Below are 22,105 nucleotides of genomic sequence, written 5' to 3' on the forward strand. Positions count from 1 at the left end.
TTTGCTAATAAAAAAAAATTATTTTTTTTTATTATGGAATTTAAAGTAATTTTAAAAAGTTTTTTTACAACAAGAAAAAAAAAGGAAAAAATGGATGATACGCATGCACCGAATTCGTGGTGGAAATCAAAATTAATTTATCGGTCAATCGAAGATTTAGTGAGAGATGATACGTCCTGAAGCTTCAGTTAATTTAAAATCCCATCCAAGCAAACACCCTCCGCAAACACAAAAACTCTTTATTAAGGACATTGGCATTATAGCAATTTTTGCAGCGCGTTTTTGCTTTGTGGGGAATAAAAAACATAAGTCTGAAATGTCCTTCGATAAGTAAACCACCGGTACGCTTATTTTTGGTTAAGCGGCGAGGGAATTCCATTAGAAAAACCTGGGTCTAAGATTTCGGCTTGCGCATGTTGTTTAAAGACTTTTTTTGAATCATGCTAGTTTTCTTCATCTGTGGTTTTAGAGGCCTGCGATATTAGCTGGGTTATTATTGCATGATCTCACTAGTTTATGGCTTTTTTTCCTGAAGAAACGTTTGTGGTACTTTCATTTTTCAGCGATTTTTGGGTGGAAACAGCAAAACAATCAAAATAACCTGGACCAAACCATTTTTGGTAGTGATGTTTTTGCATGAAGCTGTTGTATTGGACTTGGACGGGCACCTTATTATTGCCGCCAATCGCAAGTCTTATAAGCGCTGTTTTTTAAAGATAAGCGACGTAAGCTTTTGGCGTGATATGAATTATGCAGTGAGCGTAGATAATTTTTTTCAGTACTTGATAGTGAGCCCAGCTTTTTATAACGATATGCTTGCTGCACTGTCTCCCATGGAGTTTCATTGCGCGGAGCTTTAGCGCATGCAAAAATTTTTTAATTTTTATGGGAGGGTAGAAAAACACGATGAAAAATACTCCCCTTGGTTTCCTTTGCTTTAAAAACAAGCATTAGTCGATAAAACTGATTGAGTTTAGCGCATCCATCGCGGGGTTTTTCCTTTTACGTTTTTCAGGTGTTTGCGTTTTGCTCGCACAAATTGCAGCAAGCCTCCATACAGATAATCTAGAAATGTTTTTTATCGAAGATCCATTGCAAAAAAAACTAATTTATTGCAAACTTAGAGAAAACTATTTTAAGCGCATTAAAAATCAGAAATCTTTGGCTGAAACCATCATTGGCTTTTTCTTCCTATTGAGGGAATTCAAGCGCCTATTGATGATTCGGTAGCCGAAGAGGATCAAGCATTTTGCGCCTCTTATTGAAACGAAACTCCTACGTCGAGCAGATTGAATCGTTATTTTTACTTGGACCTTAGGTGAAAACTGCAACGTCCATTGAGACCCTTATTTTTTTTATTCCATCGCTGCTATCTTCACTTTACACACTGTATGCCCGTCGGTCGATATCTACAACTAATTATTCAAAAAAGCAACGGATTTAGCTGGGACATCATCAGGCTCAAGCAAATTGTGAAGCAGAGGGTAATAGTTTTACTTTTTTACAACAAAATGAACAGTATGAGTGTGTTGCGTGTGATTGGTCATTTGTAAACTATCAAAATATGTTTTCCGCGCAAACGTGTTTAGACAGCTTGCTACAAACAAAGAATGTCGCCTGTAGAATTACTTCATCATCTTGTTCAGCTTCCAAGCGCAGGTGGAATTACACGCATTGATTTATCGCAACAAGCTTGGCCAACTTGGCCAGCGGCTGATTGGGAACAATTGCTGATTACTTTGCAATCTATGGTGACTTCGCCACTGGAGTTAGTCAATGTTTCTGGCCCTGAAAATGGTGTAGTGCCTAGCCAACAACATATTCAAGCATTAACTCGGTTCTTAACAAACATCAATGTCACTCATTTTGATATCAGCAATCAATCATTAAATGATGAGTCGTTTAACTTATTATTAAATTCTTTAGCTGAGACAAATCTGAGTGAACTTAACTTAGTTAATACCCATATGACTGATGTTAGTGCGACAACATTAGCTAACTTAATGTCCGAAGGCTTGCAAACTCTAAACAATTTGCAATTAGCAGGTAATCAAATAACTGATTTGGGGGTACAGCATATTAGTGAAGTACTCTCTAATAGTTCATTACTCATACTCAATCTCGCCAAGAATCCATTTTCTGATTTAGGTCTGGAAAAACTTGCAGATGGAATTCAACTAAGTTTTGTGCATACAGTTGATTTATCCCATCAACACTTCTCAGCAAATGCACTTCAAGTTTTTAGTGAAACATTGAAAGGAAATTCCTCTTTAAGAGTATTGAAAATAAGTAACGCTGGATTAAAAGGTGAGCATGTCACCGCGCTGCAGGGTTGTCTAAAAAATTTAGAGTCTTTAGATGTCTCAAATAATAAATTAAGCAATAGAGGCGTCCAATTTTTGATAACGCAAGCTCGCGATAGTCGCTTAACGACTTTGAATATTGCCGGAAATAAATTGGCAGATCAAGATGGGGTGATGATCGCAGAACACTTGCCTGCTACCCCGTTGCAACATCTTGATATTTCAGGATGTGAATTAACTCAGCATGGATTTTCAGCACTGGTAAACGTTTTTCCTGATACACAATTGCTGAGCTTTACTTGCAAAGAAGCTGGACTCAATGATCATATCGTTATTGATTTAACCAGTGTTTTTTCTAATCACAGTTTATTACTACGGTCGTTAAATTTAAACGACAACCAAATAACTCATACCACATTAATGAATTGGTTAGATGTACTTCCTAATACCCATTTACGTGAATTACATCTTTACAAAAATCACATCAGTAATCACATGGCGCCTGATTTGGCGGAAGCTTTGACTAAAACCAAGCTAGCCGTGCTGGATTTAAGCAGCAATCTTCTGGATGGAAACTTTTTTAACGCATTAGCACCGGTAATACATCAATCGCACTTACAACAATTAATACTGAACGACAATCGTGTCGAAGATGCATCGCTGAATAATTTTGCAAAAGAATTGGTCAAGGTGTCATGTCATGCCAATGATTTGAGTACGGATCAGCTATCAAGGCAGGAAAAACGCGTTTTTTATCCAATGGAAGCTAATACCAAACTAAAGCAACTTAATGTTATTCATAATAATTTGGACACGCCTACGATAAGAAGTTTCTGTCGCGTTGCTTCATCGTTGCCAGACATGCAGTTTATAAAATCTGAGCGCTTGCAATATCTCGATTGGCAAACCTGTGACATGTTGCCAACTAATAGCATACCGGTTGTTCGCTTAGACCAAACCAATGTTACGCAATCTAATCAATCCCCATCCATGAAGGGTACTCTGTTACTGGGGAGCCCATTTTTAATGAGTTTGCTGTGTGCAGGAGGCATTTTATGTTTTATTGCTTTGTTATACGGAGGTTATCGTGCAAGCCAATCAACGTATCGATTTTTTCGTCCAGCGCCGCCAAGATTACCATTAATTGAGGCTGAATCCGCTGAAATAAACCATGATAACGGTCGACCATCATCGCATCCTTGAAGGGATTTGTCAGAAGGTTTTTCGTTGATAAAAAATTTAAAAAGTAAGGAAAGTTTCCTATGAATTTAGCATATCCTTTTAATCTTGTTTCAGGCCTCGGTCTTGGAATTTCTTATTCTTCCTTTACTCAGCTGGGTGCTGCCTTAGCTAGCCGAGATTTTGGGCCCTTAAAAATCCAAAGTTTTGTGAATGTTAATACCGGAAATCTTACGCTTTTTGATCATAAACTCGTGTTACAGGAAAGAAATTTTCCGGTTGAATTGTCTTATGTCTATAACAGTCACGCGCAAACAGTTTCTGGTATTTGGCGTTTAGCACATAAATATTTTAAAACTATTCCTGCATCCACGGCATCTCCAGCGGTTTTAGTTGAAGAAGATGGTCATGAAACATCCTATCAATTTGATAGTAAAACTAATCGATGGGTGTCTCCGTATTGGTCAGATAGTCGAGCTTATCTTTCTCATGATGCGACAGAAAAAAAATGGAGTTGGTTTGATCCAAAAACTCAGATCACAGAAATTTATAATGAAAGTGGTTATTTGCTTCAACGGCTCGATAGTAAAAATGAGGCGACGACTTATCGATATGATCAAACCACCCCTTGGCAACTGACCACTATAGAAGCACCAGGCTGTAATTATGAAATTCGGCGCACTCAACTCGCCGATGGCAGTCATCAGGAATCCATTTATTCTGTCAAAATGGAAGAGGCTACGCTATTAAAATTCTCAAGTTTTGATATTGACGGCCGTTTAACTAAAACTACTATCGCATTAGATAGTCCCGATCGTTCGAAATGGCCAAGTATAGAGTATAAATATCTTGCTCCTCCCAAAAGTAAAGCGACATTATCGGATAAGGACGTTTATACATTAGCCTACCTTGATAAGCTTGAACAAAGCGATGGCAGTGGCGTGTCCTTTAACTATGGTACGACCAGTGGTGCGGTGCCTAGACCGATTACTACTTTTAGTTATCAGAATCCTAGCGATGTTGGCAGCCTATCGGCAAACTTTCAGTACGGACAAGGAAATACCATTATCCAAAATAATGTCCAAGTTTCTACGAAATTATACTTTAATCAAAAAGGATCGATCACGCAGATCGATCGAGACCAAGGCTATCCTTCCGTTGTGTGCAGTCTACCTGTCGATAGTAGTTATTACACCTATAATGAGAACGGCCAACTATCCAGTCTGACTTCAGCTGAACAAGGCAAGCAAAGCTTTCAATATAGTGATGATGGCCGCTTAATTAAACAGCAAAACGCCAATGGTCAAACCAAGGAATATTATTATGACCAAACCGGTGCGCGAAATAATTTAATCACGCAAGTCAGTTATATTAATAATAAAGCTCAAGTCATTCGCAAAGTTTATGATCAAGCCTATGGAGATAGTGGTAAAGGATTGTATTTACGCTTTGAAATCAGTCCAGAAGGTCGAGTGACTGAATACCGTGTCGGAGATGCAAACTTTATCCAATTCACCGTGGTTTATTTAGATGGACGTTTTCCGATTGATAATTATACGAAAAATACTGCACCTAGTTTAGCGGACATGGCGTCATGGGTGGCCCAACAAAATCCACAACGCGTGAGCTTAACCCAGCGAATTAATGATCAGTCAGGTCTACCTTCACATACTTATCGCTACGCTACGATCGATGCTAAAGGACAGGGCATAAGCGATGCTTATATGAGTCAACTCGATACTGACTATAATATTTTTGGCGATTTGTGTTACCACAGCGAAACTCTCAAAAAAGATCAGCCTACACTGGATACCAATACAGAATTTGATAACTTGCGTCGGTTGATATCATTAAAAAATGCTGCTGAAGAAAAAACATCCTATCTTTATGCTGATCGACGTGTCGAAATTACGCGGCCTAATAGTCGAAAAGAGATCACTGAATTGGATACACAAGGATGGATAGCTAAACAGCAACAAACCATACAAGTTAATAATCAAGCGCTTACACGGGAAACGACCTACAGCAGAAACATCGCAGGCTGTACAACAGAAAAGTGCACGACAGCAGATGGACAATTTAGTTATCGATTTTATGATAAGCAAAATCGTTTAGGATTTATTGTACATCCCAGCGGTAGTTTAACTGAATTTCGTTACAACCAACAAAGTCGTTATAAAGCCACGGTTCGTTATGCAAAAGCCATAGACAAACTGCAACTCGCTTCGACTTCCGCGCAAGGAACTGAACCTTCCGTTAATGATTTATTGACATTAATGACTAAGATGTCGATAAGCGATCCGACACATGATCGAATTAGTTATGAATTTTACGACACCTCAGAACGGCTGTGTTACCAAGTCGATGAAGAAGCTTATGTATCTCAAAATATCTATAACGATTATGATCAGCTCATCGTCAATATCAAACACGATACAAAATTATTACCCGAGCAGCTGGCGGCATTACTCAAAGGAAAAAAGATTGCTCTTGCTATCGATGCTAAGCGGGATCGAACACAACACATCTTTTATGATGCCGACAGGAATAAGATTGGTTTGCAAGATGCCGCAGGTTACGTGACTGAATATAAACGTAATGGTGCAAATTGGGTGACTGAAATCATTCGCTATGCGCAAAAGCAAATGATCAGTATCAATACACAGAGCTTCGACAAGATTCGTCCTGATGCAAATGCTGATGATGCGCACGAGTATCGCTTTTATGATCCGCGCGGTTGGCTGGTTTTAAGCGTCGATGCTGAAGGCTATATTACAACTAAAGATTATTTACTGAACGGTGTTGTTAATAGCGAAAAACGTTATGCAAATCCAGTCGATGCGACTTGGTATAGCAACACGCAGGTCATGCCGAATTTGCCCGCAATGTCAGATAACGATCAAAGCATCAATTACCAATACGATAAACTGAACCGTGAAATAGAAAACCGTCAGTCCGATGGCAAGATAACATTCACCCGTTACGACAATATGGGAGAAATTATCGCACACGGCGTGCGTGATGCGCTCACTACGGAGATAAGCGGCGATAGCTATCGTGCAAATGAATCGCGTGTTGATGGATGGGGTCAAACGCTTGCCGAAGCAGCGGCACAGAATTGTGAATTGCTGGCGCGTATCGATGCCGATAGTTCTCTAAAACCTGAAGAAAAACAGCAACAAAAAGAAAAAATATGGAATGAAAATACGCGACGTCATGTCTATGATGCCAGCGGTTTAAAATTATCGACCGCAGTGCGTTCGCGTAAAGATGCCAGCGATCAATTAACTTACTTCTATTATAACGCTGAACGACAGTTGATATTAACACTACAAGTTGTTGGCGATAAACAAACACAGATTCAAGAATATACGCGCGATAATTTTAATAATATTGTTAAAACTCGCGATTACAGCCAAGTTAAAGCAACATTAGCGGATAAATTTAAGCTACCACTCACTGGTGGTTTTATTCCTGAGGCATTGCGCAAAGCCTTAGACGCACTGCAAGATGCTACGCAGGATGTGATCACGCAGAAGTTCTATAACAAACGCGACGAAGCTATCAAGCTTATCGATGCGGAAGGTTTTGAAACGCAACATCTTCCAAATGCTTTTTCTGAAATTAGTCAAACGAGTTTACCGGTTCAAACTAAACAACCTACCTTAATTATCCAACATCAATATGATGCACGCGGTTTAGAGACAAGTACGCAGCATCAAGCCGATGCGTTAAGCAGTAAAGTAAAACGCGCTTACAGTAATCTTTATGGCAAGCTGACTCACCTCGCAGATGAGTTAAAAGGCGATTATCAGCGCGGATATGATCGCAAAGGCCGTTTGATTTGGACACAAAATCCCGTGCAACAACAGCGTAGTAACATTGCTTATGATGCTTGGGATAAACCAACAAAAATTACCAATGCCTTAGGACTAAGCACGCAACATCTTTATGACTTGAGCAAACGCAGCGAGACGATAGTTGATCCCTTAGGCAACAAACGCAGCATTATTCGCAATATTTTTGCAGAAAAGATTAAAGAAATTGATGCCGATCTACACACTCAAACCTGGCAACACAGCGCCGATGGACAGATTAGTCGCTACACGGATGCACTCGGCAGAGGCTATATAGCTGTTTACAATCTATTGGGATCTTTAACCGAAAGACAGATTCTTAATGGCATTAAAACACAATATGTTTATGATGCTATCGGACATCTCATCACAAAAATACAAGATGCACAGGGCGCAAAACGACAAACACAGTATCAATATAACCTTTTAGGACACTGTGTTAAGACCATTGATGCAAAAGGCATAGTACAACAAAATAAATATGATCGACGCGGATTAGTCATTGAACAATGTTTAGATGCACAAGCATCTGGTTTAAACCTAATCACCACACGACAGTATAACGGGCAAAAACAACTCCTTAGCGAAACGCAGGGTGATAAGACGGTTGCCGATCAATATACACGTCAACTTGATTATGATGGTTTAAATCGACAATGCAAAACCACCATCGATCCAATAACTGAAACCCGTAAAGATGCATTAAATATCCAAACCCAACACCATAGAAATGGCCAAAATAGCGTGCTGGCTGAAATTGATGCTAATGGTCAGGTGACACGATTCATTTTGGACACCGCAGGACGACGTTGTTTCCAGATCAATGCTTTAGGTGGCGTGACGGAATGGAAATATAACCAAGCCGATCAAATCATTTTAGAAAGACAATACCAACAAGCGATCACGGGAAATGAAGTTACACCCATTAATGACGAGACCACGCCTGAACAATTGCGCGCGCTGCTTAAGCCTAACGCAGAAGATACACTCACGTATCAATTCTATGATGCGAATGGTAATCAACGTTTTGCTGTTAGCTGCAATGGTCAACAGGGTTATGTCAAAGAAAAACGCTACGATGCATTGCAACGTGAAATACAAACTATACAGTATGCCACTGCCATCAACATTAAAAGTGTAGAAAAGTTCACCACTGAACTACTGGCAGCCCAAGTTATTAGACTTACTAACCCTACTCAAGATCGCGGTCACTATTTTTTACGCGATGAAGTCGGTCAGTTGCGTTTTTCGATTGATCCACAAAATTATGTACACGAACAACGTTTTGATGCACAAGGACATTTGATTGCTCAAATTAGTTATGCCAATTCGATTGAAGATCCGGCACAATTAATCAAATTACCGATAGCAGAAGTGCTATCCCATATTAATAAAGATGATACTCAGGATCGATATCAGTTTTTCTTTTTTGATAGCTTAGGCCAACCGCTGTATACGGTGAAATCTGAAGGTCAGGTAATAAGTTATCAGCATGATGCCAAGGGTAATTTGACCGAAGAAGTTCATTTTAATCAACGTCTCATTGTTCCTCAAGAATATGCATTGTTACGTCAACAACTGCAGATCTTAAAACCTGATGCCACACAAGATCGCATCACACAAAAAGCTTATGATGCGGCGAATCGTCTGATAAAACATACCGATGCTTTAGGCTTTGTCGAAACCTATCAATATGATGCATTAGGAAATCGAACCACTTATAGCGATTGGCAACAATCGATTTGGAAAACCGTGTTTGATCGAGCTAAACGACCGACCATTGAAACAACCCCGCCTGTTTATATTGTTGAGGTAACTCCGAATGCATTTGGAGCATTAGCTTGGACCGGCCAGATTATCCCGATAGAAAAACACAAAGTTTATGACAAGGTTGGCAATATTGCGCGTATTACTACTGCGGCTAACACCACAGAGCCACGTGTGTTTGAGGCGGAATACAATGGATTGAATCAATGGCAAATGACACATTTACCGGACATAGCGGTTGACAATGCGACTGCATTAAAACCCGATGATTGGCGTCATCGTCCTGAAACCAAACAAACCTTAACTAGTACGCGCACCACCAATGCCAAAGGACTTAAAGTGGCTGAACAAGATGCAGCAGGTCATTGGCAATTTTGGGTGTACGATCAACAACAACGCTTGGTTTATTATGTTAAGCCACTCGGTGTGACGATAAAAAAAGAACGCGATGCGTTTGGTAAAATTCAACGTAAAATTACGTTTGCTACGCCTTGCGCGCTCGATCTGAGTGCCTATACGCAAACCGGAATTCCAAAATCCGTATTGGATGATTATTACCAAACCCGTGAATTATCAGCCGATCGCATCATCACTTATCATCGCGATCAACATGGACGCGTCGTTTTACAACGTCAAGGTCCGGTACATTGTTATGTTAGTGCACCGATAGCAAAACTCAGTGAAGAGTATGCTGAAATACGCAAATCGTATAATGCTTGGGGTCAAATCATTGCGCAAACCGAAAAAATTGATCCCACGCGCAAAAAAGAAAAGTTTTATTGGTTTGATCGCAATGGCTTGCGTCTCGCCGAAGTGGATAGCGTGGGTTTAGATAATCAAACACCCCAGTATCGTTGCCAACGTTTTGAGAATGATAGTTTTGGTCAAATGGCGAAGAGTATTGCCTATGCCAAATCACTAGATGCTTCCATAAATGCTCATTTACCTTTTGTTGAACTAAAGAATGCATTTGACAAAATTGCTGCTAAAGAGGATCGCACCGATCAATTTTATTATGATAAGGCGAATCGTTTAGTAAAAAAAGTTCGTCTGCAAGCCATTCGTCAAACCTTACAATTAACCGGTGGATTACTACCTACGTTTACCGATGCGCCCGCTCAAGATATTAGTGTCAGCTATCAATATAATGGCAATGGCCAGATAATTTCTAAGACACTTGAAGATGGCAGCATGGAGTGGAGTTTTTATGATCGACGCGGTTGTAAGAACGCGCAAACTGATATGCCGCGTGACAATCATGGTTTTACTAACGTCATCGTACCATTAACCTATCATGAGCATAATGCGCACGGTCAAACAGTATTAACCACACGTTTTAAAACAGGAACACTACCAGTTACACCCGGCAGCCTTCCAAAACCTTTAGCCACCGATCCCGCCGATCAACAAGAACTACGATTGTTTGATGGACGCGGCAAATTGCAGTGGAAACAATCAAATCAACAAATACCGCGCGGCTTTAGTTATAACGCTAATGGTAAACCGGCGCGTCAATGGTGGACTTTAAGTAATTGGGTAGTTAATCAGGTTTACGAAAAACGAGTTCATCTGGATGAAAAATATTTTCAATATGATGCGCAAAATAGAGCGATCACTGTTGAAGTGCGCCGCGATTCACAAACGATAGAAACCAATTGCACGGCCTATGATGCGTTTGATCAAGCCATCATGGAAGGTGAAAAGCTTGATAAAATGCATATTTATCGGCGCTTTGATCAATTAGGTCGCATGTGGTGTACCAATGTCGAAAATGGTGCTCCAACTTTATTTCTTCATGATCTTACCGGACTCTGTGTGCTGCGTATGCAATCGGCAACCCAAGATTTTGGTTTTATGACTTATCGAGAATTACCCAATGTACTCAGTTGGAGTATTGTCGATGTTGAACGCACAGAAAATCAGCGTGATTTAGCCGGACGTGTTATTACGCGCACGTTACCGGCTAATTATCAGGTTGACATGTCGCAACCACAAATTATTCCGTTAAGTATATTAGCGAGTAATGGTTATCCTAAGTTGGGCAAGATCCAAAGTTTGAGTTGGCCGATTCCACAAGAAAAGAATGCGGTAGCAGAGTTCTCTTTATGGCCTAAAGATATGCCTGCACAAAAACAAACCTTGCCAATTGTGACGCAAGAGGGACGTTGTGGTGTGGATGTGTCTTCTTTAGCAACCGATGTGTATCAGTATGAAGTGTTATATTATTTTACTAATGGCAATGAACTCAAAAAATTACTGTATAAAAGCTCTGGGATTATACAGTTTGCAGCGAATAATGTCGCACAAAGTCAACACTTAGTCGCATTAACCGACCAACAACAACCCTCCATAGTTCGTTTAGCCGGTAATACAGGCGATATCACGCGTGTTGAATTATGGCAAGATCTAGAAAAAATAGCGACACTGGATTTACAACTGGATCCGAAAACACATCAGTATTCTGTGGGTCTAAGTCGTTACACGTCGGGTGAATATCAATTAAAACCACAAAAGCAAGATAAAACTCCACAAGCCTTAAGTTTAGCGTTTACCACTTATACTCCTGTGCCCGCCATAGAGCCGCTATCTAGAGAAATAAATACCACGTTACAGTTTAATTTTTTAGCCAATCATGTTGAAATTAATTGGCAAGTGTCACCCTTCTTGCAAACACAGCCGGTTAAATTGCAATGTCATTATGTGGATGTGCAAGATAAGCAACAAATCCATGAGTGCGAGTTAAGTCCTAACGAAAAAAGAACCCCTTATACCGATAAAAACGGTAAACAGATTCAAAGTAATGTCACGTTTGCGCAAGCGATTAAATCCATAGTATCTATTTCTTTAGCTATAAAATGTCCGATCGGACAGGTAACGCATAAGCTTGCCGATGTAAAAGATCATTGGTTATTACTGGCAGCAACATCAGATGCTTCTAGTGATGAAGAAGAATGGGAAATGATTCCGCATGCCGCATCATTAGCCGCTAATGATGAGAAGGATGATTGGATTCCTGTTTACCAAAATGAACTTCCCATTCTGCCTGCTGTTGCGCCACCGTCGTTTGATCCTACCATCATTAACGATCTGAGTTTCAGCGATAAACGTCTAGTGATGGTAACGCCCGTTCCCGACCTAAAAGAATTAAAAACCCCACCTACTTTAGAATACTTGGATGTTAGCTTAGATAGAATGCGTCGTTGGGCGCAATTTGCAAGCATCAACTTGACCGCACAAGGATTTGTGGTGGATGTAACCAGTTTTAATGCGGGTGTTTATCCTTTTCGTTGCCATGGCTATACCGGGAACTTAGTGATTACGCTCGGTGGTCTAGTATTTCCTACACAAGATATGATCGAACCAGATCGACAACATCTCGTGCAACCGGCGCGTCGTTACAGTTATAATTTATGGAATAATAAGTTGACTGAAACCGATAGCTTAGGCCATACCACGCAATTTATTTATAATGATTCGGACCAAATTATTCAAAAAATAGAGCCTTTAGTCGATGTGGTTGATGAGCAAGGCAATACTAAAGCACTGTGTCCTACTACAACCTTCGCTTACAATATTCGTGGTCTGCAAATAGCTAAACGCGATGCTAATGGTAATACTAGCGGCTATATTCTTGATGCAGCAGGTCATAAGATTATTGAAATTTTAGCAAAAGGCACTAAGCGAAAAATACAACTCTTTGATGAATTTAATAATGTATGTGAATCACGTGATGGTGCAGGTCAAATCACAAAATATTTTTATGATCAAGAGAACAATCTTTTAGAATTTTATAATCCTGTGGGTAGAACTCAAGTTTATACTTACAACGAACAAAAGCAGCGAAACAGTGTGATTAATTTCGCTAAAAACGCCCGCCATTATAATTTTGATGCTTTAGGTAATCTAACTGAACGCTATGAGCCATTAGGTCAGTGCACACAAATGTTCTATGGACGTTACCATCAACAGTTCCAGCAGATAAACCCCGATGGCAGTCGTTTAACGTGGCAACGTGATACGTTTGGCAAACCGCTACAACATACCGATCTGAGTGGTGCTGTTTATCATTATGGTTATGACTACAAAGCACAATTAGTCGATGTCATGTCCGAGGAAGGCAACCATGGCGAGTGTATGAAAATGATACCGGTCATAGCTTTTTATAAACAAGAGATATTCCCAGTCCCTGGACAACGTTTACACTATCAATATATTTCTGGTCGAGTCACTGAAATAGACGACTTCGCTACCGGTAAAAAAACCTATTATAGTTATGATTCCGAAGGCCGACGTTTTGCTATCAGCGTGGTCAGTCAAGCAGGTGAAATTCTCCGTGAAACCACCAGCCAAGTCGATGCCTTGGGTCGAGAAATTCTAACTCGAGATAAGCAGGCTATATTTACTACCGCTTATGATTCCGTCAGTAATCGTCGTTTTATCAAAGCAGTAGTAAACGCATATTTTGGACAACTTACTCAGGAAGTGTGGTGGAAATATGATGTTGAAGATAACGTAATTTTAGCAGAAGGCGTTTTGGAGAATGAGCAAATCAAAATTACATCTCGCCAAGGTTCAGAATTTACTTATCAAGATGATCGCCGCATCACAGAAAAAAAATTAGTACAAGTTGATGAAAGCAGTGCTGTGGTAATTGCTACATTGCAATACGATGTCGATGGTCGACTTACAGGTTCTTTATATAATACCGGTGAAAGAACTGAGCGCCAATTGGAACTCGGTGGATGGCAACATTGCAGTTATACAGATATTGTCCCCCAAAATGATCCTTTAATATGGTGGATAAAAGAAAAAATTCATATTCAACATGATGATTACTATAATGAAAACGGTTGGCTAACCTCAACTACGCAGATAGTAGATGAAGGTAATTTAATTAAAACGGACTATCAAAGTTTTACTGCTCTTGGTTTACCACAACAGCAAACTATTATTTACAACGACGAAGCAAATAATCAAGATCATCTCCAATATAACTATGTAGGTTGGGATAGTTGGCGAGTAGCGAGTATCGGGGGTTATCGAGCTAATAAGTATGGAACCAGTGATTATTCATCAGTTAAAAACTTTTTAGGTCCCAATGGCGAGTCCAGTGCTATAAGCGGTGCACAAAGTAAGGATGGTACGGGCGCGGAAGATAAATATTTTGAAACCACACCTGATGGATTGATACTTAGTCGAATGAACTTAACCGATCAATTCATTAACAATACCCATACCGGACTTTTTATTTGTAAACAGGAGACTTATTATTTTTATCGGGTTAATGGTCAATACCTAGGAAGTTATACATATGGCGAAGAGCTTAGTGATGAGATTAACCTGTTACTCAATTGGGTACGGCATGGAGAAAGAAGTGGAGCAGGAAGAGAGCTAGGAATATTGCAAGGGAATAATCCTGGACGTGCGATTAGCTTTGATCCCTTGACAGAGGCAAATGATCCCAATGACCATTCTTATGGTAGCCATGATTATTTTTCAGATATTCCTAAAACCTACATCTGCGTTGCAGGAGATACTTACCAAGCAATCGCAGAAAAAATTTATGGCGATGGCAGTTTAGCGAGTTATATTGATGCGGCGAATGGCGGTGGAACACTCATAGCAGGGCAAACCATCGTCATACCGCAACTCATTTCGGTACATAACAAAGCCGGCATGGCACGTCCATATTATCAGTTTTTAAGTATCATCCAAGGCAGTTTCATGCCACATCTGGATACACCGCAACCACCACCACCTGACGACGATGATGATTTTTTTGGCATATTGATCTGCGCTGTTGTAGTGGTGGTGGCTATAGCTGTTGCACCCGAGGTTTGTACTGCACTATTGGGGGCTTCCGCTGCTGCTGCTGGTGGAGTTACTGTCGATGTTGTGACAGGGGTGTTTGTTGGCTTAGCAGAAGCTTCAGCGCAAGGTCTATGTGTCGGGCTAGGATTAAAAGATCATTTTTCTCTTGCAGAAGCAATAACAGCAGGGATTACTGCTGGTTTCGCTACTGGACTAGGGCCCTTTAAAGGTTTTGGCGCTAAGCAGTTAATGGTTTATATATTGAAAGTAGGTATGGTGAATGTTGAAGAACAACTAGCAGAAATGGCGATAGGCATACGTCAGCAATTCGATCTTACCAGCGTTGCACTAGCCATGGGTGAAGCAGGGTTGAGTGCCAAAATAAAACTAGATAATCCTTTAGAGCAACGTCTAGTAAGCGATATCGGTAACGCGGCAATGAGTAGCGCGGTGCACGGACGATTTGAAGTCGAAAACTTAGCTTCACAATTGATTTCTGATAGTGCGGGTTATGCAGTGCAACAAGCACAAGCAAAATCAGTTTCAGATGAATATCAAGAAAGTCAAAAGGCTAGCCGTGGTGAAGGATACATTACGCGAACGACTATAGAACAACAATGGGATTCACACTTAATTAACGATGCAGAGTTCACTGCGAATACTCAGTTACCGTCGGTTACATTTGATGTTAACGATTCTTATGTATCACAACATCTCGGCCAACGCGTTGGCGAAGAAGTCAGCCATTTTTATCATCCAACACCGCCACCGCCCAGAAATCCAACTGGATTTTGGCGAGGAGTTGATGATGTCATGGAGATGCAAGAAGGAACGAGAAAAGCTGCGGATTTAATTTTTACGGGACATTATGAAGTTCCTAAGAATCGCTGGCAAAAAGCAGGGTTTGACATAGGAGTACCTTTAGCTATTGGCGCCCAGATTGTGATGGCTGGAGAGAGAGTGGGTGTAGAAGCGGTAGAAATTATATACCAAGGAGGTCAACAGCTTGGCAAGGGATTAATGCAAGCTTCACGCCTAATGAATCGATGGGGATTGTTTGGCAGCGGTGAAGTACAGAGCTTAGAAACTGGTATTCCTCAAATTGGTCAGAAGATATATCGTGTATGGGGAGGTGAAGCGGGTTCTTATGGTAAGTCTTGGACGCGTACAGATCCAAGTACAATATCTGATTATCGTAGTAAGGCAGGATTACCGAATCAAAATACGGGTCGATTTATTAGTGAGGGAAGTTTAACTAATATTAAAGGTGTGGAAGCAAGAAGTGCTTTACCTTTGCATGAACATCCTGGTGGCTTAGATGAGCTTCTTATACCTAATTCACGTGAACAGGTTGAGCTTGAAAATGTTTCTGGAATAAATCCACAATATTAGTCTAGGAGAATACTTATGATAAGAGCAATGGAGAAAGAGAATATTCAATTTCTGTGTGAACAAAATGGTGAAACTGAATGTGAATTTAAATCAGCTATTTTTTCATTTTTTCATGAGAAAATTACCCAAGTTAGGGCGTATTTGGCTCGGGTAGTCTATAAAAATGAAAAAAATAAATTTAACGTTGCGTTGTGTTTTAGAAGTGAAAGTAATCATCAATTTTTATTAGAAAACTCTACTAAGATTTTTAAAAATATTTTTGGTGTTAATGAACATGTGGATATTATTTTTATTGATAAGTTTGAAGAGAAAAAATTAAGAGAAGTTAGTTGTCCATTTTATACGAGTGAAGGTTATCAAATTACGTCGCCAGATTTTTATTTAACTTCAAGTGAAGGATACGATTTAAAGACAGTAAGAAAATGCTATAAGAAGAAAAAACTTATTGGTGAAAATCTTGATGGCTATATGTTATGTGATATAACTCCTCCGCTTTTTGGTCAAAAATTCGGACTAGGAGAAGTTAATATTTCACAATTAGTCTTAGCTAGTCGCCATAAAGATCATAGTTTATTTCCTATAAAGGAATGGCCGGCATATGTGCATGTTGCTAGACCAGTAGTTGATAATATAGAGGATATTTTTTTTATAAATAAATCGGATATTGAGCTAATTGGATGGGGAGAAATATATAAAGATAAAAATGATATAACCTAATTTAATTTGCATTAATAGCCGAAGGTCGCGCAGCCGCTAATAGTGAAATGATGCGCGAACGAGATACAGTTTTAGAAAATCCAACAATTTGTTAAGGAACTTACTAAAGATGGAAGTCAAATAACAGATTGGAGAAAATTGTCTACTCAATCAATTGAGCTACGTACTGGCCAAAGAGTTCAAGTTCATTTCTATAAAAATAGATTTACGAAAGAAATCAATTACACCCACTCTGACTTTAAAGTTAAAAAACCAGTTGATGTATTTATAGGTGTTGATTCTCCCCAGTCAGTTTTGAATCAATATGGTTTTAAATTTTAAGGAGAAAATGTAATGATTGTAAAATGTAATAAAATTATTAGCTTTGTCACAAAAGAAGATCTCGGTGATAAAAGTCCTTGGCTTGCGAAAGGAAACGAGTATGTAATACTCGCATTAGATTGGAGCAATAAAGGTGGAATCGAAGCCTACATACAGACTGAACATTATAAAGAGCCTCGTTTTATTTCTTTAAATGGCTTTGAATTTATTTCTCAAACAATACCTTCTTCATGGGTTACTAAGATTCAAGAGCTTGGTGACGAAAAAATTGTAACTATGTTACCTGCTAGTTGGAGTCATGATGGTTTTTTCGAGGATGTGGAAAACCAGAAACTTAAGGCGATAGAGCTATTCAATAAAGAAATTGAACAAATATATCGTGAAGAAGGTATGATTTAATTTTCTTATTGCGTCACTTTTTTAAAAAATAAGCTCCAGAACTTTAATAATGGCATTATGCAAACTATGGGATCAGCAGGATTAAGTAGTGAAATAAAACTAGCAAATCCCTTAGCACAACGTTTGGTATCCGATGTTGCGGTCGCGGCTATGAGCAGCGTGGTGCGCGGACGATTCGATGTCGAAAATCTAGCGACACAACTCATTACTGATGCAGCTGCAGTAGGAATGCAACAAAGACAAACAAAACCAGTTTCAGATGAATATCATCAAAGTAAAAAGGCGAGCCGTGGTGAAGGACATATCACGCAAACTACAATAGACCAACAATGGGATGCACACTTAATTAACGATGCAGAATTCACTGCGAATACACCATTACCGTCAGTTACTTTTAATGTAAACGATTCCTATGTATCACAACAACTCGGCCAACGCGTTGGCGAAGAAGTGAGTCATTTTTACCATCCAACACCGCCACCGCCCAGAAATCCAACTGGATTTTGGCGAGGAGTTGATGATGTACTGGAGATGCAAGAAGGCACAAGAAAAGCTGCGGATTTAATTTTTACGGGACATTATGAAGTTCCTAAGAATCGCTGGCAAAAAGCAGGGTTTGACATAGGAGTACCTTTAGCTATTGGCGCCCAGATTGTGATGGCTGGAGAGAGAGTGGGTGTAGAAGCGGTAGGAGCAATAGAGAGTGTATACCAAGGAGGTCAACGAGTTTTTGGTAGTGTGGCAAGTAACTTAGAAAGATGGGGATTGTTTGGTAATAAACAAATTAGTACTACAGAGAGTTCACGTCTATTATCAAGCATTGAACGAGTACCATCGAATGTAGTTAATAAATCATTTATTACTGAAAAAGCGCTTGCTGCAGGTTGGAAACAACCGTATCCTGACAATGTAAGTCTTCGTAAAATTACCACAGCTCAAGAAATAAAACTCTATCGAGTTCACACAGATCCAAATCGTGTGGAGGGAACGTTTTTGGCGCGCGAAAAAGAGATTGCGCCATTTCTGAGTGATCCAGAAGCTTTACGTATCCATCTTGGTTTGCGTGAAGTGCCTGTCTATATTACCGAAGTTAATGTGCCAGCAGGAAGTGAACTTTATGTTGGACGGATTGGGCCACAGCCTTCGTTTGGGTTGATAGATAAATCCGGGTTTCAATATCAGACTGTTGAACAGCTTCCTGAATCAAGTTTTGTTAATACACGTCCAATATTACGTCCTAGCTTGAATTTAAATATGAGTTATTAATTGAGGAATTATTATGCAGCTTAGTAAGAATCAGATTGCGAAAATTAAGCAAAAAGTTAATTTAAATAACGAGAGATTAATAGTAAGAATTAATGTTTCTGAGGATAAGACGATACCTCCTGATGAAAACAATTTCAACATTTACTGTGTAGATAATCAATACAATATTATTTGGCAAATAAAGGAAATCAAAACTAAGCCAATAAATGATTTTGATATGTTTGTATATCTTGGTAAAGATGCTAATGGAAAAATTATCGCAGACCGTTCCTCAGGTTTTACATATGAAATTGATCCTGACAAAGGTGAAGCTGAGCAAACAGGCTTTCATAAATAGTTTTGTGTTTTATTGTGGCAGTTAACACTGCCACAATATATTTAATTTAAAACTCAAGACATAAGTTGTAGAGAAAGTATTTTTTAGTCATTTATTATAGGGTTTTCAATATAAAAACAAGGAGACAACATGATTGTACTCAAAGCTATTTTATTTTATCCAATGTTGTTCGTAAGAGGGCTGTTTATCAATGTGAGCAATTTCATTGGAGTTATACTGATGTTATTTTTTTTTGTGACACTCATATTTGATGTTTTGCCATGGACTGCAAGATTGTCGGCGCTTGGTTTGGCTTTTGTCTTATTTTTATTGCGTCACTTTTATGATGTTATTTTATTAAAACTAAATCCCAGTAGTAATATAGACTTATCGCTTTATCAGTGAATATTATTAGGCAGATAATTAAATTTTACGAAAATATATTTATTTAATACATTTTTTAAAACATACTTTAATTTAGATTAAATTAATAGTAGTATCTGCGCGTTTATTATTTTAAATAACAATAAAAAAGGAACGTTAAACCATGAAGAAAAAGTTAATCTGTTTATTGTCTACTGTTGTATTACTTTCTGCTTGCGCGGGAAGAACTCCAAATCCCATTCCTCAGCATCAACCTGGTGATGAAAGCCTTACCTGTAATGCTTTGAAACTGGAATTAATGAATAACCAATCTAAAATTACCAATCTCATTCCACAGCAAAACAAAATGGGGAAAAATATCGCTCTAGGTGTTGCCGGTGCGTTTATTCTTGTGCCTTGGTTCTTTATGGATTTCTCTGATGCTGAGCGCATCGAAATTCAGTCCTATCAGCTACGTGATAATTGGTTACGAACCCTTTATACCAAGAAAAAATGTGGTGATTTACCTCCAGCCATTAAATTTCAAGATCAATAAAATTCGTAATTGTTCGAATATTTTATCTTTCAATCACTTGGGATGTTAATACATCCCAAGCCTTCAAAAAAATAATAATAGAGTAATCAATGTTTAATAACCGGGTTTTAAAAATATTTAACAGTCTAGTAGCGATGTATATATGTTTCTTCTTGGCTGGTTGCGTATCAACGATTCAAATGACGCCTGAAGAAGCAAAATCGATTAAAACGATAGAAGTGAGCCAAAAAGTTATTCCTGCTAAAAAAATGTATTATTTAGATCAAAAGCAAATATGGGCAAGGGCTTGTATAGGTGTGTTTGCTTGTGCAATCCCTTGTTATGATGCACAACAGATCAAAGAAGCAGCGCTTAAAGAAAAAATTCAAATTACAGAAATCGTCAGAAATGAATTTATCAACCAATTAAAACTAAATAATCGCTTTAAAATTGCAAATAAAGAATATTCAGATGCCACAATCTATTTAGAAATACGTGGATATGGTTTGACTATTCCAACAGGATTCACAGATAAATTAAAGCCAGTTTTAACTGTTGTGGGTAGACTCATTAATCATGAGGGTAAGGTCTTATGGCAAGACAGTGAAAGTATTCGAGCTTTCGAAAATTTGCCCGATTTTGAAGCGTCAGAATTATTACAAGATCCACATAACCTATTTGTAGCTTGGAATACCGCAGCACAAGTAGTTTCCAAAAAATTAGTTAAGTCATTAACTTCGTAACTTTAGATGAATATTAAGATTAAAGAAATAAAAAAAGCCTTAGAAATTTTAATATTAGTGACAAAAATAAGCTTTGCCATAGGATTTTTTGGCGTCACTTTTTATTTTTTTGGGATTGGTTATTTTCCGATAGAAAGTAATTACAGCATTATATTTCATCTTATATCAACAATGGCATTTGCTATTATTTATATTTTTATGACAATGCTCGCTTTGTTTGTTTTTCCTCCTATAATTTGGAAACAACTGGTATCAATGCCAGATGTTTTCTATTGGTGGAATAAAAAAAATTCTTCAGCTTTAGATGCCTTTAATGCTGGAAATTTTGATTTTGATTTCAATATCAAGTTGCGTATTATTGCAAGATATGTTGTCTATTCATCGTTAAATATATTAATTATTGCTGGCATAGTTTTTTACGCTAAACCTAAGGGCGCTTTAATGTCGCTAGTCACCAGTATAAATATTATTTTAGTTGGGGCTGGAATTTTTTGCTGCCCTCATATGGGTAAACGAGTTAGTAAGGATCTTTTATTTACACTGAAAGAAAAAATAATTATCTATTTTAAAATTATATGTATTACCTCAACGAGTTGTATTTTTCTCATATTAAGTATATGTTTTTTTTTATTGTCTTTATTAAAAAATCCGTCGTTTCATGAATTTACTCAACATGAAAGCTATCTATTATTTATTGCCATATTGTTCGTCTTTGCTTCGGGAGTTTGTATTGTTGCTCCTAAAAATCAATCGATTTCTCACACAACATGGATATTAGGCGTAGGTATTTTTTTTAGTGCAATAGTCTGTTTTGCATGTAATCTACCTTTTATTTTGTCTACATTACTGTCTGATTTAAATTTAGCCTCTTCGAATGACACGCTTCAGATAGATAATGTGGCTTGCCAAGCACTCCGAGAAGCGCAGTATCCAATAAAATGTAACCAAAAAAGATCAAAATATTTTCTGCATAATGTTAATGTAAAATGGCGATCAGGTGAGTATTATATTGTTTTCAAATCGGGTAACGAAACGCACAGAATAACTATTCCATCAGCACATATCTATAGTGCAGATTCTGTTATAAAAGACAATAGGATGGAGTAAGATATGCATGGGGCACTGATGGGGCACTT

General features: G+C 38.5%; 11 protein-coding genes. All 11 read left to right on the forward strand.

Annotated features, from left to right (window positions below; all coding sequences use genetic code 11):
- Positions 1-180, forward strand: a 180-nt coding sequence (locus AAHF87_RS00005) for a hypothetical protein (RefSeq protein WP_342146117.1), incomplete at its 5' end; no start/stop codon positions are given.
- A gap of 1,430 nt (positions 181-1,610) precedes the next feature.
- Positions 1,611-3,506 (forward strand): hypothetical protein, encoded by a 1,896-nt coding sequence (locus tag AAHF87_RS00010; protein WP_342146119.1) that lies wholly within the window; start codon positions 1,611-1,613, stop codon positions 3,504-3,506.
- A 59-nt stretch (positions 3,507-3,565) separates the two neighbouring features.
- Complete coding sequence (locus AAHF87_RS00015; RefSeq protein ID WP_342146122.1) at positions 3,566-16,309, forward strand: hypothetical protein; 12,744 nt, start codon at positions 3,566-3,568, stop codon at positions 16,307-16,309.
- 15 nt (positions 16,310-16,324) lie between these two features.
- Positions 16,325-17,026 carry a hypothetical protein gene (locus tag AAHF87_RS00020; protein ID WP_342146124.1) on the forward strand — a complete coding sequence of 234 codons (702 nt, stop codon included), beginning with the start codon at positions 16,325-16,327 and terminating at the stop codon, positions 17,024-17,026.
- Positions 17,027-17,359: 333 nt separating this feature from the next.
- Positions 17,360-17,746, forward strand: a complete 387-nt coding sequence (locus AAHF87_RS00025) for a hypothetical protein (RefSeq protein ID WP_342146126.1) — start codon at positions 17,360-17,362, stop codon at positions 17,744-17,746.
- A 57-nt stretch (positions 17,747-17,803) separates the two neighbouring features.
- Positions 17,804-19,012 (forward strand): hypothetical protein, encoded by a 1,209-nt coding sequence (locus AAHF87_RS00030; protein ID WP_342146128.1) that lies wholly within the window; start codon positions 17,804-17,806, stop codon positions 19,010-19,012.
- 13 nt (positions 19,013-19,025) lie between these two features.
- Positions 19,026-19,349 carry a hypothetical protein gene (locus tag AAHF87_RS00035; protein WP_342146130.1) on the forward strand — a complete coding sequence of 108 codons (324 nt, stop codon included), beginning with the start codon at positions 19,026-19,028 and terminating at the stop codon, positions 19,347-19,349.
- A 129-nt stretch (positions 19,350-19,478) separates the two neighbouring features.
- Entirely contained in the window at positions 19,479-19,733 is a 255-nt protein-coding gene (locus tag AAHF87_RS00040; RefSeq protein WP_342146132.1) for a hypothetical protein, read from the forward strand.
- Between the two features lie 142 nt (positions 19,734-19,875).
- Positions 19,876-20,247 (forward strand): hypothetical protein, encoded by a 372-nt coding sequence (locus AAHF87_RS00045; RefSeq protein WP_342146133.1) that lies wholly within the window; start codon positions 19,876-19,878, stop codon positions 20,245-20,247.
- Between the two features lie 89 nt (positions 20,248-20,336).
- Positions 20,337-20,969 (forward strand): hypothetical protein, encoded by a 633-nt coding sequence (locus AAHF87_RS00050; protein WP_342146135.1) that lies wholly within the window; start codon positions 20,337-20,339, stop codon positions 20,967-20,969.
- Positions 20,970-20,975: 6 nt separating this feature from the next.
- Positions 20,976-22,076: a hypothetical protein gene (locus AAHF87_RS00055; RefSeq protein ID WP_342146137.1), complete on the forward strand. Its 1,101-nt coding sequence runs from the start codon at positions 20,976-20,978 to the stop codon at positions 22,074-22,076.
- Positions 22,077-22,105 lie beyond the last annotated feature (29 nt).

The sequence above is a fragment of the Rickettsiella endosymbiont of Aleochara curtula genome (assembly GCF_964030935.1).
In the GTDB taxonomy this organism is placed as follows: domain Bacteria; phylum Pseudomonadota; class Gammaproteobacteria; order Diplorickettsiales; family Diplorickettsiaceae; genus Aquirickettsiella.